This window comes from Hafnia paralvei, assembly GCF_020150375.1.
Classification (GTDB): Bacteria; Pseudomonadota; Gammaproteobacteria; order Enterobacterales; family Enterobacteriaceae; genus Hafnia; species Hafnia paralvei.
The window spans coordinates 4702972-4727161 of sequence record NZ_CP083737.1 but is presented as its reverse complement, the minus strand read 5'-3'; the positions used below and the strand labels follow the sequence as shown (position 1 = coordinate 4727161).

General features: G+C 48.1%; 23 protein-coding genes. 9 read left to right on the top strand and 14 right to left on the bottom strand.

Annotated elements, in window-relative coordinates; translation table 11 throughout:
* Positions 1–774: 774 nt before the first annotated feature.
* The 5 genes from rpmH to mnmE all read left to right on the top strand — a co-directional run bounded on the left by rpmH (position 775) and on the right by mnmE (position 4601).
* Entirely contained in the window at positions 775–915 is a 141-nt protein-coding gene (gene rpmH / locus K9N75_RS21770) for a 50S ribosomal protein L34 (protein ID WP_004093983.1), read from the top strand.
* A 15-nt stretch (positions 916–930) separates the two neighbouring features.
* On the top strand, positions 931–1290 hold the full coding sequence (rnpA, locus tag K9N75_RS21765; RefSeq protein WP_004093963.1) for a ribonuclease P protein component: 360 nt from the start codon (positions 931–933) through the stop codon (positions 1288–1290).
* Positions 1254–1511, top strand: a complete 258-nt coding sequence (gene yidD / locus K9N75_RS21760) for a membrane protein insertion efficiency factor YidD (protein WP_008815724.1) — start codon at positions 1254–1256, stop codon at positions 1509–1511. Before rnpA ends, yidD begins: the two co-directional genes overlap by 37 nt.
* A 1-nt stretch (position 1512) precedes the next feature.
* Positions 1513–3147: a membrane protein insertase YidC gene (yidC, locus tag K9N75_RS21755; protein WP_064575548.1), complete on the top strand. Its 1635-nt coding sequence runs from the start codon at positions 1513–1515 to the stop codon at positions 3145–3147.
* 89 nt (positions 3148–3236) lie between these two features.
* Complete coding sequence (mnmE, locus tag K9N75_RS21750) at positions 3237–4601, top strand: tRNA uridine-5-carboxymethylaminomethyl(34) synthesis GTPase MnmE (RefSeq protein ID WP_114445952.1); 1365 nt, start codon at positions 3237–3239, stop codon at positions 4599–4601.
* Positions 4602–4638: 37 nt separating this feature from the next.
* On the opposite strand, the gene K9N75_RS21745 is transcribed toward mnmE, so the two are convergent.
* Positions 4639–5199 (bottom strand): TVP38/TMEM64 family protein, encoded by a 561-nt coding sequence (locus K9N75_RS21745; RefSeq protein ID WP_008815721.1) that lies wholly within the window; start codon positions 5197–5199, stop codon positions 4639–4641.
* Positions 5200–5528: 329 nt separating this feature from the next.
* Between K9N75_RS21745 and K9N75_RS21740 the strand changes: the two genes are divergently transcribed.
* A complete protein-coding gene (locus K9N75_RS21740; protein ID WP_008815719.1) occupies positions 5529–6260 on the top strand; it encodes a 4'-phosphopantetheinyl transferase family protein in 732 nt (243 codons plus the stop codon).
* Between the two features lie 100 nt (positions 6261–6360).
* Complete coding sequence (locus tag K9N75_RS21735; protein ID WP_008815718.1) at positions 6361–6927, top strand: NADPH-dependent FMN reductase; 567 nt, start codon at positions 6361–6363, stop codon at positions 6925–6927.
* A gap of 45 nt (positions 6928–6972) precedes the next feature.
* Here the strand turns inward: K9N75_RS21735 and K9N75_RS21730 are convergent, their stop codons facing one another.
* Complete coding sequence (locus K9N75_RS21730; protein ID WP_008815717.1) at positions 6973–8310, bottom strand: NCS2 family permease; 1338 nt, start codon at positions 8308–8310, stop codon at positions 6973–6975.
* A 219-nt stretch (positions 8311–8529) separates the two neighbouring features.
* Between K9N75_RS21730 and adeD the strand changes: the two genes are divergently transcribed.
* Together adeD and yieH are read left to right on the top strand one after the other, a co-directional pair.
* On the top strand, positions 8530–10305 hold the full coding sequence (gene adeD / locus K9N75_RS21725; protein ID WP_130975479.1) for an adenine deaminase: 1776 nt from the start codon (positions 8530–8532) through the stop codon (positions 10303–10305).
* Positions 10306–10375: 70 nt separating this feature from the next.
* Complete coding sequence (yieH, locus tag K9N75_RS21720; RefSeq protein ID WP_224452101.1) at positions 10376–11041, top strand: 6-phosphogluconate phosphatase; 666 nt, start codon at positions 10376–10378, stop codon at positions 11039–11041.
* 20 nt (positions 11042–11061) lie between these two features.
* Here the strand turns inward: yieH and K9N75_RS21715 are convergent, their stop codons facing one another.
* From K9N75_RS21715 to atpD, 12 genes are all read right to left on the bottom strand, one after another.
* Positions 11062–11796 carry an amino acid ABC transporter permease gene (locus K9N75_RS21715; RefSeq protein ID WP_039185082.1) on the bottom strand — a complete coding sequence of 245 codons (735 nt, stop codon included), beginning with the start codon at positions 11794–11796 and terminating at the stop codon, positions 11062–11064.
* Between the two features lies 1 nt (position 11797).
* A complete protein-coding gene (locus tag K9N75_RS21710; RefSeq protein ID WP_008815713.1) occupies positions 11798–12538 on the bottom strand; it encodes an amino acid ABC transporter permease in 741 nt (246 codons plus the stop codon).
* A gap of 71 nt (positions 12539–12609) precedes the next feature.
* Positions 12610–13443 carry an ABC transporter substrate-binding protein gene (locus K9N75_RS21705; RefSeq protein ID WP_008815712.1) on the bottom strand — a complete coding sequence of 278 codons (834 nt, stop codon included), beginning with the start codon at positions 13441–13443 and terminating at the stop codon, positions 12610–12612.
* A 421-nt stretch (positions 13444–13864) separates the two neighbouring features.
* On the bottom strand, positions 13865–14593 hold the full coding sequence (phoU, locus tag K9N75_RS21700) for a phosphate signaling complex protein PhoU (RefSeq protein WP_004093937.1): 729 nt from the start codon (positions 14591–14593) through the stop codon (positions 13865–13867).
* Between the two features lie 14 nt (positions 14594–14607).
* The gene (gene pstB, locus K9N75_RS21695; RefSeq protein WP_004093921.1) at positions 14608–15384 is read right to left on the bottom strand and encodes a phosphate ABC transporter ATP-binding protein PstB; all 777 of its coding nucleotides are present in this window, start codon (positions 15382–15384) and stop codon (positions 14608–14610) included.
* 73 nt (positions 15385–15457) lie between these two features.
* On the bottom strand, positions 15458–16345 hold the full coding sequence (gene pstA, locus K9N75_RS21690) for a phosphate ABC transporter permease PstA (protein WP_008815711.1): 888 nt from the start codon (positions 16343–16345) through the stop codon (positions 15458–15460).
* A 1-nt stretch (position 16346) separates the two neighbouring features.
* Positions 16347–17333, bottom strand: coding sequence for a phosphate ABC transporter permease PstC (pstC, locus tag K9N75_RS21685; RefSeq protein ID WP_004093917.1), 987 nt, complete (start codon positions 17331–17333; stop codon positions 16347–16349).
* Positions 17334–17396: 63 nt separating this feature from the next.
* Positions 17397–18434 (bottom strand): phosphate ABC transporter substrate-binding protein PstS, encoded by a 1038-nt coding sequence (pstS, locus tag K9N75_RS21680; RefSeq protein WP_008815710.1) that lies wholly within the window; start codon positions 18432–18434, stop codon positions 17397–17399.
* A 223-nt stretch (positions 18435–18657) separates the two neighbouring features.
* Positions 18658–20490: a glutamine--fructose-6-phosphate transaminase (isomerizing) gene (gene glmS, locus K9N75_RS21675; RefSeq protein ID WP_224452100.1), complete on the bottom strand. Its 1833-nt coding sequence runs from the start codon at positions 20488–20490 to the stop codon at positions 18658–18660.
* Between the two features lie 220 nt (positions 20491–20710).
* On the bottom strand, positions 20711–22090 hold the full coding sequence (gene glmU / locus K9N75_RS21670; RefSeq protein WP_224452099.1) for a bifunctional UDP-N-acetylglucosamine diphosphorylase/glucosamine-1-phosphate N-acetyltransferase GlmU: 1380 nt from the start codon (positions 22088–22090) through the stop codon (positions 20711–20713).
* A gap of 273 nt (positions 22091–22363) precedes the next feature.
* On the bottom strand, positions 22364–22783 hold the full coding sequence (locus tag K9N75_RS21665; RefSeq protein WP_004093913.1) for a F0F1 ATP synthase subunit epsilon: 420 nt from the start codon (positions 22781–22783) through the stop codon (positions 22364–22366).
* Positions 22784–22803: 20 nt separating this feature from the next.
* Positions 22804–24183, bottom strand: coding sequence for a F0F1 ATP synthase subunit beta (gene atpD, locus K9N75_RS21660; protein WP_004093912.1), 1380 nt, complete (start codon positions 24181–24183; stop codon positions 22804–22806).
* Positions 24184–24190 lie beyond the last annotated feature (7 nt).

Below are 24190 nucleotides of genomic sequence, written 5' to 3'. Positions count from 1 at the left end.
GGCGGACTCCACTCGAACAAGATCAAAAAGAAATGAATAGGATACTTAGACTGACTTTTTTTGACGCATATGATCGTTTGAACCTCGTCAAGGCTCTGTTTCGCACAAAAGATGCTGGGATCTTAATAAATGGAAAGATCATAAACAGGTTACCCACAAGTAAACCATCACATACGAATCGCTTTTTAAACGCGATGTATAAAATTTCGTTATCTCCAACGCACCAAAGATCTGGATCGCAATCGGAATGGCGGATCATAGCGTAAATCACACAGAAGATCCTCCCCTTCTGCACAGATTAGATCGATTTTATCCACAGGCAAGATTCAAATGAAGAGTTTATACTTTTATGTCGTTTGTCCAGCGTTAAACCGTCCACAGATCCCATATTTTCAGATTTCGCTGGTGAATAATGCATCACGGATCGCCACATTATCTAGAAGGATCTTGGTTAGATCCTTGCGCTTTGATAGGGAGTCCGTATAATTTCCCACCCACGCGTTGCGCCTGAGTTCTGTTTGGTGGTTTTTTTCATCACTTTTACAGGCCTCAAACCTATGTATCTCTTAGGGACTATTTAGGGATGCGACGGTGATTGAGGCTCACGTTAGTGAAATTCGGTTGAGCTATCTTGCGATGAGAATTGACTCAGGACTGTACAATTATTACAATCCCGCCTCTTTATATATGCGATTGAGGCGTCGGTCGTTCTCACGCCGAGTAGCCAAACGCGTTTACTGATCAGTAATTATTTAAGTTTAGGTAGAAATCGCTATGAAACGCACTTTCCAACCGTCCGTATTGAAACGTAACCGTTCACACGGTTTCCGTGCTCGTATGGCAACCAAAAATGGTCGTCAGGTTCTGGCCCGCCGTCGTGCGAAAGGCCGTACTCGTCTGACCGTTTCTAAGTAATAAAGCTAACCCTCTGTGGTTAAGCTAGCATTTCCTAGGGAGTTACGTTTGTTAACTCCCAATCATTTCAATTTCGTCTTCCAGCAACCGCAACGAGCCGGCACTCCTCAAATTACCATACTCGGCCGTATGAACACGCTGGGGCATCCCCGCATCGGTCTTACAGTCGCTAAAAAATATGTCAAGCGTGCGCATGAGCGTAACCGGATTAAGCGTTTAACGCGCGAAAGCTTCCGTTTAAGCCAACATTCGCTGCCTGCCATGGATTTTGTGGTAATTGCTAAAAAAGGGGTTCAGGAGCTCGATAATCGGGCGCTGACAGAGATTTTGGAAAAGTTATGGCGTCGTCATTGTCGGCAAGCTCGCGTATCCTAATAAAGCTGATACGCGGGTATCAGCTTTTCATTAGTCCGCTGCTCGGACCACATTGTCGTTTCAGACCAACCTGCTCACAGTACGGAATTGAGGCATTGAGCAGGTTTGGAATGATAAAAGGCAGTTGGTTGACACTGAAACGCGTATTAAAATGCCACCCTTTGAACCCAGGTGGTGATGATCCCGTGCCGCCGAAAACTGACGATAACAGAGAACATTAAGATGGATTCGCAACGCAATCTACTCCTCATCGCTCTGCTGTTCGTGTCTTTCATGATCTGGCAAGCATGGCAAACGGATAACAATCCGCAGCCTACCGCTCAGACCGCAGGACAGACCGCGAACACCACGACAGCCGATGCATCTAGTCAGGCTGTGCCAGAAAGTGGCCAGGGTAAACTGATTACGGTTAAGACTGATGTTCTGTCTTTAACCATTAACACCCGTGGTGGTGATATCGAACAGGCCAACCTGTTAGCGTATCCAGCTACTTTAGGTTCTGATAAGCCATTTGAGCTGTTAGAAACCACCCCAGATTTCATCTATCAGGCTCAAAGCGGTCTGACAGGTAAAAATGGTCCAGATAATCCAGCTAACGGTGACCGTCCACTGTACACCGCTGATCAAACCAATTTTGAATTGGTTAACGGTCAGGACGAGCTGCGCATTCCTTTGACATACACAGCGAAAGACGGCGTGGTCTATACCAAGACCTTCGTTCTCAAACGTGGTGACTATGCTATCGGCGTGGACTATAAAGTTAAGAACAGCAGCGCACAGCCGCTGGATCTGACTCTGTTCGGCCAGTTGAAGCAGTCTATTGATTTGCCTAAACACCGCGACACAGGCAGCAGCAACTTTGCACTGCACACCTTCCGTGGTGCGGCGTACTCTTCAAGCGATGATAAGTATCAGAAGTATGCGTTTGATAAAGACCCGCTGAATATCACGACCAAAGGTGGCTGGGTTGCGATGTTGCAACAGTACTTTGCTACTGCATGGATCCCGCAAACCAACAGCACCAACCAGTTCTATACCGCAAATCTGGGTAATGGACTGTCAGCGATTGGCTTTAAAGCAGAGCCGGTTGTTGTTGCACCAGGCACTGAGAAAAACCTGAACGCAACGCTGTGGGTCGGTCCTGAAATCCAGAGTGATATGGCTGCCGTGGCGCCGCATTTGGATCTGACCGTAGACTACGGCTGGTTATGGTTCATCTCTCAGCCGCTGTTTAAACTGCTAAAATTCATTCACAGCTTTATCGGTAACTGGGGCTTCTCGATTATCGTCATTACCTTCATCGTTCGTGGCATCATGTACCCGCTGACTAAAGCGCAGTACACCTCCATGGCGAAAATGCGTATGCTGCAGCCAAAACTGGCGGCAATGCGTGAACGCATTGGTGATGACAAACAGCGCATGAGCCAAGAAATGATGGCGCTGTACAAGTCAGAGAAAGTTAACCCACTGGGTGGATGTCTACCGCTCGTCATCCAGATGCCAATCTTCTTGGCACTGTATTACATGCTGATGGGCTCAGTAGAACTGCGTCAGGCTCCATTCGCACTGTGGATCCATGACTTGGCTGCACAAGACCCGTACTACATCTTGCCAATTCTGATGGGTATCACGATGTTCTTCATTCAGAAGATGTCGCCAACCACAGTCACTGATCCGATGCAGCAGAAGATTATGACGTTTATGCCTGTCATCTTCACGGTGTTCTTCCTGTGGTTTCCATCAGGTCTGGTGCTGTACTATATCGTCAGCAACCTGGTGACCATCCTCCAGCAACAGCTGATCTACCGTGGTCTTGAGAAACGTGGTCTACACAGCCGCGACAAGAAAAAATCATAATCCACGCGATGATTTGAGTTGAGTAAGGCGGTCAATTGACCGCCTTTTTTTATGGTACGCATTTAATTTTGTAACAAGAGAGTATGACTATGAGCCAATCCGACACCATCGTTGCTCAGGCAACCCCCCCTGGACGCGGCGGCGTAGGCATTCTGCGTGTATCTGGACGTCAGGCGAAAGAAATCGCTATGGCGTTACTCGGCAAGTTACCTAAGCCACGCTACGCAGATTACCTGCCGTTTAAAGACGCTGACGGCAGCGTATTGGATCAAGGAATTGCCTTGTATTTCCCTGGCCCAAACTCATTTACCGGTGAAGACGTGCTGGAGTTGCAAGGGCATGGCGGGCCCGTCATTCTCGATCTGCTACTGAAACGCATTCTTCTGATGCCCAATGTACGAATCGCTCGCCCCGGAGAGTTCTCTGAGCGCGCATTCCTCAACGATAAACTGGATTTAGCACAAGCCGAAGCGATTGCCGATCTGATCGATGCCAGCTCAGAACAAGCAGCTCGCTCTGCGGTAAATTCGCTGCAAGGCGCCTTCTCTAATCGTGTTAATCAGCTGGTTGAAGCATTAACGCATCTGCGTATCTTCGTTGAAGCCGCTATCGATTTTCCTGATGAAGAAATCGACTTTCTCTCCGACGGAAAAATTGAGGCTCAGCTTAACGGTGTTATGGGGGAACTTCAGGCGGTACGCGCCGAAGCACGCCAGGGCAGTTTATTACGCGAAGGGATGAAGGTGGTGATTGCTGGTCGTCCTAACGCAGGTAAGTCCAGTCTGTTGAACGCACTCGCAGGCCGCGAAGCGGCTATCGTGACTGATATTGCCGGAACGACCCGCGACGTCTTACGTGAACATATTCATATCGATGGCATGCCATTGCATATTATTGATACCGCAGGATTACGCGAAGCAAGCGACGAAGTTGAACGCATTGGTATCGAACGTGCTTGGAACGAGATCGAACAGGCTGACCGCGTCCTGTTTATGGTTGATGGTACCACCACCGATGCCATTGAACCTGCGACTATCTGGCCAGAATTTATGGCTCGACTTCCTAAAACGCTGCCGATTACCGTCGTGCGCAACAAAGCAGATGTGACGGGAGAAACGCTGGGACTAAGCGAAGTAAATGGTTACTCACTAATCAGATTATCCGCCCGTACCGGTGAAGGCATTGATGTGCTGCGCGATCATCTAAAACAAAGCATGGGCTTCACCAGCAATATGGAGGGAGGGTTCTTGGCCCGCCGTCGTCACTTACAGGCACTGGAAACCGCAGCTATGCACCTTGAACAAGGCAAGGAGCAGTTATTGAGCGCCTATGCAGGTGAATTACTGGCTGAAGAGCTACGGCTCGCCCAGCAGGCTCTGAGTGAGATTACCGGTGAATTCACGTCTGATGATTTGCTAGGAAGAATTTTCTCTAGCTTCTGTATTGGTAAGTGATCACTTCCGCTTAAAAACCCGCCATCGGCGGGTTTTACTATTTGGCGAATCGTTTGCTGAAAACTCTGCGCGTTATTTGTGTTAAAACAAACAGAACCACTCCGCAAAGAACCAACTTCATCGTTACTTCTAGAGTCACGCCATTTTCAGCTAACTCGCTCGCCATCAAAGTAAAAATAAACGTTCCTGGCAGAATGGTTAGACACGAAATCATACAGTAACGCCAAAAAGGAATTCCCGTTAAGCCGTAGGCATAATTTTGAATATTATATGGAAATAGCGGAATTAAGCGGGTAAAAATCAAGAAATCAACACCATAATGCTGAATACCTTGCTCTATCTGCTCGAATTTTTTATTTCCACTAAAACGCTGTAACAACCAGGAGCGGCCAAGATATCTCGCCAGCAAAAAGGAGAGAGAGGAGGACAAAGTTGCAGCAAACAATGAGATGATCGTTCCATAAAACGTACCAAAAACAATGCCCCCAGCGATCACTAACACGCTACCGGGGAACAAAAACAGTGAGGCAATAACAAACAACAATACATAAGCGATAATTCCTATCCACCCATGTACACTTATCCATTGCTGTAACATCTCGATATGTGAGAACCACTCACCTAGCGGGCTGTTGTGTAGAAGAATGGCGAGTACTAATAAAATTAGCCAAGCGACTCCCCGCTTAATCCTTCTTTTGCATCATAACTCCTCATTCCCATTTTATTTTCCGCTGACCAATATGCCATTGGCTTACCTAGCGCTAGCAATGAATTTGTTAGTTTAATCAGTGCGCTGCCGCACAGTTCACATAAAATCGAGTGACTAAATACTCTGCTTAGATAAATAATCCAGAGACCAGAAACGCTTACGCTATAGTTATTAGGTAGCATTCTTACACCAATTCATCCGTAAATCAGGGAGCGACTATGGAGAATCATTTTGCTTGGTGGTATCTATCCAACCGCCCCTTAGACGTTTACCGTCTTACTGAAGATCTGATTGCCACATCACTACACTATTCCCCAAAACGCCGTGAACGATTTCTGCATGGCCGCGCGCTACTTGCAGAACTCATGTTTCAACTTTACGGTTACGAAAAGCTACCACGCTTAGCCATTGCCCCTAGTGGTAGGCCCTGTTTTGTTGATCCTACGCTGCCAGATTTTAGCCTCGGATATGCCGGTGGTGTCGTTGCGGTCATGCTAGGCTCCAATGGAAAAGTTGGCATGGACGTTGAAGTTATTCGCGCACGTCAGGGTGGTTTTATTCACCTTCAACAGCAGCATCTTACCAGCAGCGAAAAAATTTGGATCGATGGGCAGGCCGACCGTTTAGAGGCCACAACGCAACTTTGGGCTATTCGCGAATCAGTGCTTAAGATATCGGGGCTAGGAACAAGCGGCTTACAAACCCTGCGTCTTCAACCTAACGCAGGAAAATTACGTTCAACAGCAACGCCGCAGGTCGAGACCATTAGTGCGATACAGGGTGAAATTGCTTGGGCATGCAGTAAATCACCAACGCTTGGACAGCTTAATTACTGGTTAATGGATAAAAATAATCAGCTGATAAATATCACCGCAGAGAAAAATACAGAGCTAAAAGAGTCCACCACCTACTTACGCTTTACTAGTCATTCACCAATACAAACCCTGTGAATGATAAGTCTGATATCAACTTATCTACTCTATGATTGATTATTGATCTAAGATGACTTCAGTGAAGTTCGGTTATATTACATCAAGAAATGGAGAACTTATGTCAGATAAACCACTGAAAATTGTTACTTTATTGGGTAGCCTACGTAAAGGTTCCTATAATGCGATTGTCGCAAACGCGCTCCCCGACCTTGCACCTAAAGACGTAACTATCGAAGCACTGCCTTCCATTCGCGATATTCCTCTCTACGATGCCGATCTTCAGCAAGATGAAGGTTTTCCTGCTCAAATTGAAGCTATCGCCGAAGAAATCCGTCAGGCAGACGGCGTGATTATCGTGACGCCAGAATATAACTACTCCGTTCCAGGCGGACTCAAAAACGCGATCGACTGGATTTCTCGCCTACCTAATCAGCCGCTGGCAGGTAAACCTGTCGCCATCCAGACCAGCTCTATGGGCCCCATTGGCGGCGCTCGGTGTCAGTATCACTTACGTCAGATTTTGGTGTTCTTGGACTGCCAAGTCATGAACAAACCAGAGTTTATGGGGGGAGTGATCCAGAGCAAAGTGGATGAGCAGAAGGGCATACTAACAGATACTTCAACCATCGAATTCTTAGGCAAACAGCTCTCAGCATTTGCAGATTATGTGCGTCGCGTGGGCTGATGCATTAAACCTCCCCTTGTAGGGGAGGTTTAGGCTAGCGAGTCATTAATGCGCGTCAACAAACACAATTTTCAGCACAAACAACAGCGCAACAATCACCACGCATGGGCTAATTTCACGCCAACGGCCTGTGCCTAATTTCATAATGCAGTAAGAAATAAAGCCAAGCGCGATACCTTCGGTGATAGAGAAGCTAAACGGCATCATCACCGCAGTGATAAATGCAGGCACCGCTTCGGTCAGGTCATCCCACTTCACGCGAGCCAAACTCGACGTCATCAATACGCCAACATAAATCAGCGCACCAGCCGCGGCATACGCAGGAACCATACCAGCCAGTGGCGAAAGGAAGATCACCAGTAGGAATAAAATCCCTACTACTACGGCCGTTAAGCCAGTACGACCACCGACAGAAACACCAGAGGTACTTTCGATATAGGCGGTAACGGATGAGGTTCCGAAGAAAGAACCGACGACAGAGCTGATACTGTCCACGTATAGCGCTTGTTTCATGCGCGGAAACTTGCCGTTTTTATCCGCCAATCCTGCTTTATCAGTCACACCAATCAATGTGCCTGATGAGTCGAACAGGTTTACCAGCATGAAGGAGAAAATCACACCCGCTAGACCAACATTCAGCGCTCCCGCCAAATCGACCTGACCCACGACGCTAGTTACGTTCGGCGGCATCGAGAACAACCCAGTATAATGTACGTCTCCTAAAGCCCAACCGATAAGCGTAGTGACAACAATGGAGACTAATACTGCGGCGTGAAAGTTGCGTGATGACAGGATCGCGATAATAAAGAATCCCAATGCACCGAGTAAAACGCTATGAGAAGTTAAACTCCCAACGGCAACCAGAGTGTCAGTATTCGATACGATGATACCGGCATTTTTCAGCCCCATCATGGCAATAAACAGGCCGATACCGCTGGTGATCCCTACACGCAGGCTCATTGGAATATTAGCAATCATCCAATAGCGAATACGGAAAATCGTTAGCAGCAATAAACCTACTGCCCCCCAGAAAATAGCCCCCATACCCACTTGCCACGTCAGCCCCATAGCACCGACGACGACAAAAGCAAAGAAGGCATTCAGCCCCATAGCAGGAGCTAAGGCAACAGGCAAATTAGCCAGCAACCCCATAAAAATACTACCGAAAGCGGCAATCAGACAGGTCGTAACAAACACGGCCTGAGTATCCATACCTGCAGCACCTAGAATCTGCGGGTTAACGAAAACGATATATACCATCGTCAAAAACGTCGTGATACCGGCGATCATTTCAGTTTTTGCAGTGGTACCATGCTCCTGCAACTTGAAGACACGCTCAAAAAGCCCCTGCCCTTGGGCAGAGTTTGAAGTTGAATTATTCATTCTATTAAATCCGGATGGATATTGGCTTTGGGAGAGTATCCTATACCAAAAGTGCCAAATAATGATCCCCATCACACATATTTCGAGATGTTTTTTTACTCACCAAATTAGTGAGCCATATCACGTAGACCTATTTACGGCGTCATATAATCAATCGAAATCAATAAAAATACTTTAATATCAAAATGATAATAACATTTTCAATAAGGGTGAATTCGCATGGAAAGCATTAATAATAAACATACGCAATCGCTTTCGCGCGAAGAAATGATCCGCCTTCTGGCGGTTTCACGCGGTGATGAGGCTGCCGACTGCATTATTGACAATGTTCGCATCCTTGACCTGATAAATGGCGGGGAAATATCCGGCCCAATCGTTATTTGTAATAACAGCATTGCTGGTGTTGGCTCAGCCTACGCAGGTGCCGTTGCCCACAAGCGAATTGATGCAAACAATGCGGTCGCAGTTCCCGGTTTTATTGATTCCCACCTGCACATCGAATCCAGCATGATGACGCCGGTGACGTTTGAGAGCGCCACTCTACCTCTTGGGGTAACCAGCATCGTCTGCGATCCCCATGAAATTGTGAATGTCATGGGTGAACAAGGATTGGAATGGTTTTTACGCTGTGCGGAACAGGCGCAACAAAACCAGTTTGTTCAGATCAGTTCATGCGTACCGGCGCTGTCGGGTAGCGACATCAATGGTGCTGAGTTCCCATTAAGTGAGATGCTTAAATATCGCGATCATTCTCATGTGCTAGGTTTGGCAGAAATGATGAATTTTCCCGGCGTGATTGCCGGTGATAGCGACATTATGGATAAGCTCGACGCTTTCCGTCATTTGACGTTAGATGGGCATAGCCCAATGCTAAGCGGCAAAAATCTCAATGGCTATCTCGCTGCGGGTATCGAAAACTGCCATGAAACCTTGGCGTTACAAGAAGGTCGCGAAAAACTGTCACTCGGTATGGCATTAATGATCCGCGAAGGTTCAGCGGCACGAAATCTGGATACGCTAGCACCGTTAATTTCTGAACTCAGCAGCCCGCAATGCATGCTGTGCACCGATGACCGTAACCCTTGGGAAATCGCGCATGAAGGACATATCAATGCACTGATTTATCGTCTGATTAATCAGCATAATATCCCTGCTCACGTGGCTTACCGCGTCGCAAGCTGGTCAGCGGCTCGTCATTTTGGTTTAAAACGTCTAGGTCTGATAGCACCGGGGAAAAGAGCCGATATCGTATTACTTTCCGATGTACAGCAGGTGGTAATCCAGCAAGTCATTGTGGGTGGCAAGGTCGTGGACGCACAGCGATTGAAAGAAACCTGTGAACAGAAACACCAGCAAACCCAACCACCAGTGCAAAATACGATTCGCCGAAATCCTGTTAACGCAGCGGAACTCGCACTACCGCTGGAAGTCGGCGTTAGCTACCGCGCGATTCAGATTATCCCGAACGAACTCATCACCTGCACATTGCCGGTTACCTGGCTCGGAGAAAAATTTGATCACGACGACGTATGCCATATCGCTGTAATGGAACGTTACGGTCATCAAAAAATACCAGCACGGGGACTGCTGCAAAACTTCGGGTTACAACGCGGAGCAATGGCCGCAACGGTAAGCCACGACAGTCATAATATCGTGGTGATCGGTCACCATCCGCGTGATATGGCTGTGGCCGTAAATCAGCTAATCGCAAACGGAGGCGGACTCTGCGTCGCCGACGAGGGGGAAGTAAAAAGCCATCTTGCTTTGCCTATCGCAGGATTAATGAGCGATAAATCAGCCGCAGACATCGCCGATGATATTTCCCATTTGAAAGCCGCCTGCCGCGCCTGCGGCGTTACGCTCAACGAACCCTTTATTCAGATGGCATTTTTATCGTTGCCTGTCATTCCATCACTGAAGCTAACAAGCTTAGGGTTATTTGACGTAGACCGCTTTGCATTTACAGAGACTCGCTTTTCTTCCCCAAGCGATTAAACTGGGCTCTGGTTTATCTCTGACGACGGCAACGCAAGCTTGCCGTCTGCCATGAAAACAAGGAAGCCCAATGACCCCCATCAGCTGTATTTTCTTCGACTGCGACGGCACGCTGGTAGATAGCGAATACCTGTGCAGCAAAGCCTACGTTCATATGTTCGCTCATTACGGTGTACATCTGTCATTGGATCGCGTTTTTAAGAAGTTTAAAGGCGTTAAGCTGTATGAGATCATCGAGCGAATCAAGCAGGAACATGAGTTCGAATCAGATCGTGACGAGATGGAACAGATTTACCGCGATGAAGTTGCTCGCCTGTTTAAAACCGAGCTAAAACCGATTCCCCATGCAGAATCGCTATTGGCACAAATTACAGTACCGATGTGCACCACCTCCAACGGCCCCGTCAGCAAAATGCAGAACTCATTGGGCTCAACCGGCATGTTGGGCTATTTTGGTGACCGGTTGTATAGCGGCTACGATATTCAGAGTTGGAAACCAGACCCAGACCTTATGTTCCACGCGGCCAACGAAATGGGTGTAGATATTAAAGCGTGTATTCTAGTTGATGATTCCCCATCAGGCGTCCAATCAGGTATCGCGGCGGGTATTCCCGTATTTTATTATTGTGGTGATGCTCATAACCCAGTCATTGAACACCCGCTCGTTACCTCTTTTGACGACCTTCGCCAATTACCTGAGTTATGGCGCGCAAGAGGCTGGTCACTGACCAAGTAGCAAATGACGCATTAAGGGACTTAACTTGCAGGCAGCGCGGGTTTTAACTGCCACCAGCGGCGTTTTACCACCACATTTTGTGACGTAAAACGCCGACTCAAGTGATTAGCGGCGAGATCCAAAGCCAGACACATCACAAAGTAAACGCCAGCCACAAACATAAAGACTTCCATTGGGTAGACCATGCTGCGGTTGTTTACCTGCGTCGCCAAAAATGTCAGCTCACTCACGCCAACAATATAGGCCAGAGAAGTATCTTTAATTAGTGAAATCCACTGATTAATAAACGATGGCACCATCATTCTTAGTGCCTGAGGTAACACGACATTACCTAAAACCTGCCAGCGATTGAGCCCCAGAGAAAGGCCAGCCTGCCACTGTCCACGCCCTACAGCATGGATACCCGCCGCTACCGCATGAGCCAAATACGAAGAAGCAATCAACGCCAGCGCACAGACAACGGTAGTAATTTCAGGAATATCGACACCAAATACGATTGGCAGCAAAAAATAAGTCCAGAATATCAACATGATGACTGGGATTGCGCGGAAAAAGCCCAGCACAGTAGCCAATACCGCACCTAGCCAACCACGCGACATCGCTAAGGCCACCCCAAGCAAAGTGCCTAATATCGCAGAAGCTAGACCAGCAATAAGGCTCATCAACAGCGTTAATGCAGCCCCCCCTAAAGGGCCATCGGGAAATTGTCCCCATAGCAAATAGCTGAGGTTGTCATGAATAATGGTGAAATCCATTTTAATAACGCTCCTGCATCCGACGACGTTGCTGATACCACATTCCCCAACCTTCCATCAGAGCAATAATCAGCACGTATAACAACGTAGCGACACCAAAGGCCTGAAACGTTTTTAGCGTTTCGGTTTCAACCTGTCTTGAAGCATATGAAAGCTCAGCCACACCAATGGCCATCGTAAGGGATGAGTTTTTGATAATGTTCATGTATTGCCCTAACAGGGGCGGTAGAGCAATTTTCACCGCCTGTGGCAGCACCACATATCGCATACTTTGCCAAAGGCTAAGCCCTAAAGCCTGAGACGCCTGTTTTTGTCCACTTGCCACACCGCGAATTCCAGCGCGGATCTCTTCAGAAATAAACGCTGCGGAATACAGCGTCAGGCCAACTAAACCGGCCAAAAACTCAAACGATGGCCACGCGATCGTCCATCCATCAAACATCCACTCATGAGGCGTATTCAGCCACTGCATCACAACGGAAGGTAGGAGTTGACCTGCACCGAAGTACCAGAAAAAAAGCTGGACAAGCAGAGGGGTATTACGAAAAACAGAACTGTAGGCGATGACAGGCAAACTAAGCCAGCGGGATGAGCTATCTCGCAGCGCCGCTAAAATCAGTCCTAAAATTGTAGACAGCACAATAGTACAGGCTGAAATAACCAACGTGATGAGAAAACCTGACCATAGCCAGTGTAGATATTGCGGCGCGAGAATAAAATCGTAGAAAGATTGCCCGTTCATAATACTCACCAACCAAAAATAGAAATGCGACCACGCCTAGACACAGCAGCGCAGCCGCACTTATTCTTTAATTATGATTTACTGGTTTCTACTGGGCCGATTTTAAAATCGCCACGCGGCTGAGCAGATTTAGTTTCTGGTCCAAACCAGCGATCGTAAATCTTCTCGGCTTGCCCCTCTTTTTCCAAATTTTCCAGTGCAGTATTCACTTTATCCGTCAGGCGATCTTCGCCCTTCGGCAAGCCAATACCTTGATATTCTTTGGTTATGCTAAATGGTGATATTTCAAAATCAGCTTTAGCCGCATCGGGAACATTTGCCAGCAGCCCAACTAACTTAGCGTCATCTTGAGTAATTGCTTGCACGTTACCGTTACGCAGGGCAGCAAAAGCCAACGGGGTATCGTCGTATGAAATCACTTTTGCCGTAGGATATTTATCGCGCAGTGTAATTTCCTGCACAGTGCCTTTATCTGCGCCAATGCGCAGCTTAGCGATATCATCAGGCTGTTTCAGCACACCTTTGCGAGCAATAAACTTCTGCCCAGTACGGAAATAAGGCACGCTGAAATTCACTTCTTTGGCACGTTCCGGCGTGATAGTAAAGTTTGCAGCAATCAAGTCGACTTTCTTGGACGCTAACAATGGAATTCGGTTGGCAGGATTAGTCGCGCGTAGTTCAACTTTCACCCCTAAGGCTTTCCCGATAGCATCGGCAACATCGACGTCATAGCCCACCAGCTTCTTGGTTTGCGGGTCAACATAGCCAAACGGTGGATTGCTATCAAACACCGCGACACGAACCACACCTGCTTTTTGAATATCATCGAGTTTATCAGCATGAGCAAAACCAGAAACAGCGGAGAGGCTGGCCAGCAGGGAAAGTACGAGAACGCGTTGTTTCATGAAGAAGCTCCTAAAATATTTTGCCCAGAAGTATGTTTTTGCAGCTTTATTTTTTAGCGACAGGGTTAAATTACGCCCAATCAACATAGAACTGGAAATACTATTAGAGGATATAGATAGATGAATTTGTTGTAAGAAGATGAGCGGTATCAAGAAAGAACGGAGGAGTCAGGATGGCGATTGTCGTTCTATTAATACCGGAATGATGAAATAAGGTCACCCGCGCAGCAGGCAGTAGAGGTGATGCCAAGTCGAGGCGTCGGAGGGCGGCGATTGAGCCCCCCGACACGGATGCGAACGCTGTTATTACATAGAAATGCAATGCTTAAAAGTGGACGTAACCTGCCACCACAATCGGCATAGACAGGCAAAGAAACCACACACAGAGGGGATATGTACGATTGGTACACTACCCCTTACATCAACTCGGCTTATTTCCATCCTTCGCCAACAGCTGATCCAATTCATCACCACCTAGGTGACGGAAATCCTGCCCTTTAACGAAGTAAAAAATGAACTCACAGATATTCTGGCAACGGTCACCAATACGCTCAATCGAACGGGCGCAGAACAGTGCGGTCAGCACGCTTGGGATGGTGCGCGTATCTTCCATCATGTACGTCATCAACTGGCGCACAATGCCTTCATATTCCTGATCGACCTTTTTATCTTCACGATAGATACGAACGGCTTCGTCCAAATCCATGCGCGCAAAGGCATCCAGTACATCATGAAGCATTTGTACGGTGTGCCGCCCTAATGACTCAAGGCTTACCAACAACGGTTGATGCTGGTGGGAAAATTTCTCCAACGCGGTACGACAGATTTTATCCGCAACGTCACCGATTCGCTCCAGCTCAGAGATAGTTTTGATGATAGCCATCACCAAGCGCAAATCACTGGCTGTGGGCTGGCGCTTCGCGATGATCTTCACACAGGCTTCGTCGATCGCCACTTCCATCATGTTAACTTTTTTATCACCTTCAATAACGCGCTTAGCTAGCTCACCATCTTGGTTATGCATCGCCGTAATCGCGTCTGAAAGCTGCTGTTCAACCATCCCCCCCATCGTCATAACCTGAGTGCGGATGTGCTCGAGCTCGGCGTTAAACTGACCGGAGATATGTTTATTTAAGTTTAAATTATCCATGATAAGTCCCGTAATCAGCCGTAGCGGCCAGTAATATAATCTTCGGTCTGCTTTTGCGCCGGAGCGGTAAATAGGGTGTCAGTATCACTAAACTCCACCAGCTCGCCCAGATACATAAAAGCGGTATGATCCGAACAGCGTGCTGCCTGCTGCATGTTATGCGTCACGATCACCACGGTGTAGTCTTCTTTCAACTCAGTGATCAGTTCTTCAATTTTGCTGGTGGAGATTGGATCCAGCGCCGAGCAGGGTTCATCGAGCAGCAGAACTTCTGGCCGAATGGCAATACCACGCGCAATACAGAGACGCTGTTGCTGCCCACCGGACAGGCTATAGCCGCTCTGGTGCAGTTTATCTTTTGACTCATTCCACAATGCCGCTTTCGTCAGCGCCCACTGCACTCGCTCATCCATTTCAGCGCGAGACAGCTTTTCAAACAAACGCACACCAAAGGCAATGTTGTCGTAGATAGACATCGGGAACGGAGTGGGCTTCTGAAACACCATACCGACTTTGGCACGTAGCAGCGCAATATCCGAGTTATCGGTCAAAATATTTTGCCCATCCAGCAAGATTTCGCCTTCTGCGCGTTGCTCTGGATACAGCTGGAACATTTTGTTAAAGGTACGCAGCAAAGTTGACTTACCGCAGCCTGATGGACCGATAAACGCGGTTACCTTGTTCTTTTCGATATCCAGCGAGATATTTTTCAGCGCGTGGAATTTACCGTAGTAGAAGTTAAGATCGCGAACCTGAATTTTGCTGTTGGTCGTGTCTGTAACAATACTCATCTCTTATCTCTCTTTTTCACGGCGCCGCATTTCCCTATGGAACAGCCACGCCTGCAATGATTAGTGCTGTTGCTTAGCGCTTCTTCTGAGCAAAAACGACGCGCGCCAAAATATTCAGTAAAAGAACACAGAGGGTTATCAGTAATACCCCGGCCCAAGCCAGCTGTTGCCATTCGGCAAACGGACTCATGGCAAACTTAAATATGGTGACCGGGAGGTTCGCAATCGGCTGTGACATATCGGTACTCCAGAACTGGTTGGAGAGCGATGTAAACAACAGCGGCGCAGTCTCACCGGCAATACGTGCAATCGCCAGTAGAACTCCCGTGATAATGCCGGAAACCGATGCTTTCAGCGTAATCGCTGAAATCATCTTCCACTTAGGTGTCCCTAGCGCATAAGCCGCTTCACGCAGGCTATCCGGCACCAGTTTAAGCATGTTCTCAGTGGTACGGATCACTATGGGGATCTGCAATAGAGCTAACGCAATCACACCGGCCCAGCCGGAGAAATGCTGCATTTTGGCAACCACAATGGTGTAGACGAACAACCCAACCACGATGGAAGGTGCAGACAGCAAGATGTCGTTAATAAAGCGAATAAAGTTAGCCAGCCAGCCTTTGCGTCCATACTCAGCCAGATAGATACCCGCCATAATCCCCAGCGGAGTACCAATCACCGTTGCCCACAGGATCAGTAAACCGGATCCCGCGATAGCATTAGCCAAACCACCGCCTTCGCTATTGGGTGGCGGCGTCATTTCGGTGAAGAGCGCAATGGACATACCATCTACGCCTTTGGTTATGGTTGAGAAGAGGATCCACACCAACCAGAATAAGCCAAACACCATGGTTGCCATCGATAAAAACAGCGCGATGCGGTTTTTCTGGCGACGCCATGCCTGCATTTTGCGGCGTGAATTAGCCAGAGACTGTGCGTCATGCATATCAATCGTCGCCATATTAACGTCCCTCATTCTTATCAAGACGTAAAATCATCAGTTTAGACAGCGCCAGCACGATGAACGTAATGACAAACAGAATCAGCCCTAACTCCATAAGCGCAGCGGTATGCAAGCCAGATTCAGCCTCGGCAAATTCATTTGCCAGCGCCGAAGTAATACTGTTCCCAGGCATGAACAATGAAGCACTGTCTAACTGGTAGGTATTACCGATCACAAAAGTAACCGCCATGGTTTCACCCAGTGCACGACCTAGCCCTAGCATGATGCCGCCAATCACTCCATTTTTGGTGAACGGAAGCACTATGCGACTCATCACTTCCCATGTCGTACAGCCGATACCATAAGCAGACTCTTTCATCATCACCGGTGTCTGCTCAAACACATCACGCATGACCGCAGCGATATAAGGAATGATCATAATGGCGAGGATCACACCCGCAGCCAGAATACCGATACCAAACGCAGGGCCAGCAAACAGCTCACCGACAATGGGAATACCCGACAAAACATCGCCTACTGGCGTTTGGAAATATTCGGCAAACAGAGGTGCAAATACGAATAGCCCCCACATGCCATATACAATACTCGGAATGGCTGCCAACAGCTCAATCGCCACGCCTAAAGGACGGCGCAACCAATTAGGAGCCAACTCCGTCAGAAACAGGGCGATACCAAAACTCACAGGAACCGCAATCACTAGAGCAATAATCGAGGTGACGATAGTGCCGTAAATCGGAACCAGCGCGCCAAATTGTTCGGCCGGAGCGTCCCACTCTTTGGACCACAGGAAGGAAAAACCAAACTTCTGAATACTCGGCAGCGACGCGATAAACAGCGAAACAATGATGCCGCCCAGCAGCAATAGGGTAATCAGTGCAGCTAGTTTAACTAGAGCACCAAAGATAACGTCACCGTTCTTGCTCGGTGGTTTTATTTTTGATTCTTTCTTGGGCAACGAAGGCTTAGATAACGGATGATCAGCCATGCGATTCTCTTCTTAAACTAGAGTTCCGCTTCCAGAACATCAGCACTGGAAGCGGATGAAACATTAGTACAATGCTTTACCAGAACTGTCTTTTACATTGGTTTTCCAAGCAGCACGGATCTGCTCAACAACGGAGCTCGGCAGCGGAGCGTAGTCGAGAGCGCTGGCTTCTTTGCCACCGTTTTTGTATGCCCAATCAAAGAACTTCAGTACTGCTTCGCCCTGCTCTGGCTTCTGTTGCTCTTTGTGCACCAGAATGAACGTTGTTGAGCTGATCGGCCATGCATTAGCACCTTTCTGGTTGGTTAGGTCTTGAGCAAAGGATTTACTCCAGTCAGCACCTTTAGCCGCATTGCTAAAGCTCTCTTCAGTTGGCAGTACTGCGTCGCCATCAGCCGAGATCAACTTGGTGTAAGCCAGTTTGCTTTGCTTAACGTAGGCATATTCCACATAACCAATAGAACCAGGCAGACGCTGAATGAACGCGGCCACGCCGTCGTTACCCTTACCGCCTAACCCTGTTGGCCAGTTAACCGTAGAACCCGCGCCAACTTTAGATTTCCAATCTGGATTTACTTTTGCCAGATAGTTGGTGAATACGTAAGAAGTACCTGAACCATCTGCACGGCGAACGACGGCAATATTGGTATCAGGCAGTTTCAGCCCCGGATTTAATTTCGTGATAGCTGGATCATTCCACTTTTTGATGTTACCCAGATAGATATCGCCCAGCGTCTTACCATCCAGAGTCAGTTCACCTGATTTCAAACCAGGAATATTCACTGCCAGAACTACACCACCGATCACGGTAGGGAATTGGAATAGGCCATCTGCGGCTAATTTGTCATCGGTCAGGGGCGCATCGGAAGCACCAAAATCAACGGTTTTAGCAATGATTTGCTTAACACCGCCGGAAGAACCAATACCTTGATAGTTAACTTTATTACCAGTTTCTTTCTGGTAGGTATCAGCCCACTTGGCATAAACAGGTGCAGGGAAGGTGGCACCGGCACCGGTCAAGCTGGTAGCGGCAAATGCAGACATCGTAGTCAGAGAGCAGGTTGCAGCAACAATGGCAGCAACAGTCTTATTGGTAACCATCTTTTTAGTTACAACCAAGGAACGCATCGGCTTCATATTCCCTCCACAGGGAGTGTTATTCATCAGCTACTGTGTGAACAATCAAGTTTAAGTATGGTGCAGGAGGGAAAATAAGGCAGTTTGATGACACTAAAATGTATGGAATATGACAGTTTTGTGACAGGTGAAATATTTGTATCTGAACGCGAAAGAAAAAGCCCCGCGTACGGGGCTTGTGGAATGGTTACTCTACGGTCACAGACTTCGCCAAATTTCGAGGCTGATCGACGTCAGTCCCTTTAATCAGCGCAACATGGTAGGAAAGCAACTGTAGCGGCACGGTATAGAAGATTGGCGCTATCACCTCTTCCACATGCGGTAATGAAATGATTCGCATACCTTCACTATCGGTGAAACCGGCATCTTTATCAGCAAAGACATACAGCAAGCCACCGCGAGCACGAACCTCTTCAATGTTGGATTTTAATTTTTCCAACAGCTCGTTGTTCGGTGCAATCACTACCACTGGCATATCAGCATCAATTAACGCTAACGGCCCATGCTTCAACTCACCCGCAGCATAAGCTTCCGCGTGAATGTAAGAGATCTCTTTTAGCTTCAGAGCCCCTTCCATAGCGATGGGATATTGATCGCCACGCCCCAAGAACAGCGCGTGTTGCTTGTCCATAAAATCTTCGGCAAGATCTTCAATGCCTTGATCCATCGACAGCATCTGCTCAATACGTGCAGGCAGTGCTTGCAGCGCATGAACGATATCCTGTTCAACCTTTTCAGGCATCGTGTGCAAACGACCAATACGCGCCACCAGCATCAACAGTACGGTTAGCTGAGTGGTGAAGGCTTTGGTAGAAGCAACACCAATTTCAGTACCCGCTTTGGTCATGAGTGCTAAATCTGACTCACGAACCAGAGATGAGCTCGCCACGTTGCAGATAGCCAAAGAGCCTAAATAACCAATTTCTTTCGATAAGCGCAACGCCGCCAGTGTATCCGCGGTTTCTCCCGATTGGGACAGCGTAATAATGAGGCTATTTTTACGTACCGCAGATTTGCGATAGCGGAATTCAGAAGCTATCTCAACGTCACAAGGCACACCGGCCAAAGATTCAAACCAGTAACGCGCGACCATTCCTGAATGGTATGAAGTACCACATGCGATAATCTGGATGTGCTCTACTTGGGCCAACAGCGTATCTGCTTTTTCGCCCAGTTCACTCAGATCGACTTTGCCATAGCTAAAACGGCCTTCCAACGTATTTTTAATTGCTAGAGGCTGTTCATAAATCTCTTTTTGCATGTAGTGGCGATATGCGCCTTTATCACCCGCGTCATATTGTACGTTGGATTCAATTTCGGCTCTCTCGACAGCATTACCGTCTTTATCGAAAATTTTCACCGTACGGCGAGTCACTTCAGCAATATCCCCCTCTTCGAGGAAGATAAAGCGGCGAGTCACTGGCAGCAAAGCCAACTGATCGGAAGCAATAAAGTTTTCACCCATACCGCAGCCGATGACCAGAGGGCTACCGGAACGTGCAGTTACGAGAACATCGGGATGACGACCATCCATTACCACAGTGCCATATGCACCGCGTAGTTGAGGGATCACACGCTGAACCACTTCTAACAACGAACCACCTGACTGCTGTTGTTCCCAGTGCGTCAGATGAGCAATAACTTCGGTGTCAGTTTCAGAGGTGAAGTGATAGCCACGCTCAATCAATAGGGTACGCAGTGATTCGTAGTTTTCGATAATACCGTTATGCACCACGGCAATATGCTCAGAAACATGCGGGTGAGCATTTTGTTCCGTTGGTTCACCATGAGTTGCCCAACGAGTATGCGCAATGCCGGTGCCGCCGGTCATTGGGCTATCAACGACGGCATCACTTAATGCCTGAACCTTTCCGACACGGCGGATACGTTGCATATGCCCCTGATTATCCACCACCGCCAAACCCGCTGAGTCGTAACCCCGGTATTCTAAACGGCGCAGACCTTCTAACAGGATTTCTGCAATATCACGCTGCGCAACTGCGCCAACAATTCCACACATAGTGTTTGATTCCTATAACAAGAACAGCATTTCGTTTGCTGTTCTGTCGATGTCCGTACGATCTGATTTTGTGCCCCGAGCCTGTAGAGATTGGAGCGATTCCCCTTTGGGGATATTATTTTTTACTGCTGGTTTTGTTCTGTGCCCTGAGTGATCAAGGCACAGTGCAAAACAGATTACTGAGGTAATCATCAACCGTGTCTAACGGGGATAACCTATCTTATTTGGCGATTATTTCTTTTACTGGACGCTTCCAGCCTTGGATATGTGTTTGCTTCACACGGCTTAAGACCAGCTCTTTTTCCGCTACGTCTTTAGTCACTGTGGTACCCGCAGCAATGGTGACACCGTTACCGATAGTGACAGGAGCCACCAACTGAGTATCAGATCCAACGAACACATCGTCACCAATGATAGTCTTAAACTTATTTGCGCCATCGTAATTACAGGTAATGGTGCCTGCACCGATATTCACGTTATCGCCGATTTCAGCATCGCCCAGATAGGAAAGGTGCCCTGCTTTTGAGCCTTTGCCCAAGCGTGCTTTTTTCATTTCTACGAAGTTACCAACATGCGCTTTTTCAGCCAAATCAGCGCCTGGGCGCAGACGAGCAAAGGGTCCAACGGTACATTCAGCGGCCAGCGTGGCATTTTCGATGACGGTGTAAGGACTGATTTCGCAGTCATCACCAATAACGCAGTCTTTCAATACGCAACCCGTCGCAATGCGCACGCGATCGCCAAGCTTAACGTTACCTTCGATAATCACGTTGGTATCAATGGAAATATCACGCCCATGGATAAGCTCACCGCGCAGATCAAAACGTGCAGGGTCAAGCAGCATAACCCCCGCTAATAGCAGCTTCTGAGCTTGTTCGGACTGATATTCGCGCTCAAGTGCTGACAGTTGTAGACGGTTATTAACCCCCTCAACTTCGCTTAAACGATCGGGATGGACAGCCTCGATTTTGTTTCCTTCCTGATGCGCTAAGGCAATAATATCTGTGATGTAGTATTCACCCTGCGCATTATTGTTATCCAGTTTACCCAACCAACGTTTCAGATCGCGTCCGCTGGCCACCAAAATTCCGGTGTTGATTTCATTGATTTTGTGCTGCTCAGCCGTGGCATCTTTATGTTCTACAATGCCAACAACATTCTCATTCTCACGCACGATGCGGCCATAGCCAGTAGGATCAACGAGCTTAACGGTAAGAAGACCAATTCCACCTTGCGGTTTAGCGGCTAACAAACGTTGCAGTGTTTCCTCAGAAATCAGAGGCACATCGCCATACAGCATCAAAACATCTTCGTCGTCAGAGAAGTGTGGAGCGGCTTGCTGCATCGCATGACCGGTACCCAACTGTTCAGCCTGTAACACCCAATTTAGCGGCTGGTCTGACAGTTTATCTTTGAGCAGATCTCCACCGTGACCGTAAACCAGATGCACGTTCTGTGCACCCAACTTTAGGGCCGTATCGATAACATGCTGAACCATTGGCTTTCCAGCCAACGGATGAAGCACTTTAGGAAGATCGGAATACATTCGAGTCCCCTTGCCAGCAGCAAGGATGACGACGCTTAAAGAACTGTTAGACATAAGCAACCTGATTCATTCAAATTGATGGGCAAAGTAAACCTGTTTGATAACAGAATTACTACATATTTCTCAGCACAAAACTTTCGCAAGCCGCACTGGCCGCGGAATAGACACATAATAAATAACAGCACGCAGAATGGGAAAATATGTCTGCGAACAGAGACAAATAATAGGTTAATTGCACAACGTTTAGGCGGGTTTTGCTCTGGGGAAAGTCTTATTTTCAGAATAAAAAAAAGCGGCCTTTCAGCCGCTTTTCTATTTGGAGTCTGCTTACATCGCTTTCTTGGTCAATTCGATAACGCGAAGTTTCGCGATCGCTTTGGACAATTCCGCTGATGCCTGAGCATAGTCAACATCGCCGTGCGAGTTATTGATGTGTTCTTCCGCTTTACGCTTAGATTCCATCGCTCGCGCCTCGTCGAGGTCTTGACCACGAATGGCGGTATCAGCCAACACAGTTACCGAGCTCGGTTGTACCTCAAGGATACCGCCGGACAGGTAGATGAACTCTTCTTCACCGTGCTGTTTAACAATACGCACCATGCCAGGCTTAATGGCAGTAAGCAGCGGGGCGTGACCAGGGAAAACCCCTAGCTCACCTTCACTACCTGTCACCTGGATTTTTTGCACCAGCCCAGAGAACATTTTTTGCTCTGCGCTGACAACGTCCAGATGGTAAGTCATAGCCATATCAACCTCCTCTCAAGGCGTTACAGTTTCTTGGCTTTTTCCACTGCTTCTTCAATGGTGCCAACCATGTAGAACGCCTGTTCTGGCAGATGATCGTAATCACCATCCAGAATGCCTTTGAAACCACGGATGGTATCTTTCAGCGAGACGAACTTGCCCGGAGAACCGGTAAAGACTTCAGCAACGAAGAATGGCTGAGACAGGAAACGTTGGATTTTACGCGCACGAGCAACGACCAGTTTGTCGTCTTCGGACAGTTCGTCCATACCCAAAATCGCGATAATATCTTTCAATTCCTGATAGCGCTGCAGAATAGACTGCACGCCACGAGCCACGTCGTAGTGTTCCTGACCCACAACCAGTGGATCCAACTGACGGCTGGTGGAATCCAGCGGGTCAACGGCTGGGTAGATACCCAGAGAAGCGATCTGACGGCTCAGTACCACGGTTGCGTCCAAGTGAGCAAAGGTGGTTGCTGGTGATGGGTCAGTCAAGTCATCCGCAGGTACGTAAACGGCCTGAACAGAAGTGATTGAACCAGTTTTCGTAGAGGTGATACGTTCTTGCAGAACGCCCATCTCTTCCGCCAGCGTTGGCTGATAACCTACCGCTGAAGGCATACGACCCAGCAGTGCTGATACTTCAGTACCGGCCAAGGTATAACGGTAGATGTTATCGATGAACAGCAGTACGTCGCGACCTTCGTCACGGAACTTCTCAGCCATAGTCAGGCCGGTCAGCGCAACGCGCAGACGGTTTCCTGGTGGCTCGTTCATCTGGCCATAAACCAGTGATACTTTATCCAATACGTTGGAGTCGGTCATTTCGTGGTAGAAGTCGTTACCCTCACGAGTACGTTCACCCACACCGGCAAATACAGAGTAACCTGAGTGCTCGATTGCGATGTTACGAATCAGCTCCATCATGTTTACTGTTTTACCAACACCCGCACCACCGAACAGACCAACTTTACCGCCCTTAGCGAACGGGCAAATCAGGTCCATTACTTTGATACCGGTTTCCAGCAGTTCTTGCGAGTTAGACAGTTCTTCGTAGCTTGGAGCTTCACGGTGAATAGCCCAGCGATCTTCTTCGCCGATATCACCCTTCATATCAATTGGCTCACCCAGTACGTTCATAATACGACCCAAGGTCGCCTTACCTACTGGGACTTCAATCGGGTGCTCCAGGTCAACAACGTCCAGTCCGCGACGCAGACCGTCAGAAGTACCCATAGCGATACAGCGTACAACGCCGCCGCCTAGCTGCTGCTGAACTTCCAGTACCAATTTGGCACCGCCTTTCACCTCAAGTGCGTTATACACTTTAGGCACGGCATCTTGCGGGAACTCGACGTCCACCACAGCGCCGATAACCTGGATAATCTTTCCAGTAGCCATCTTGAAT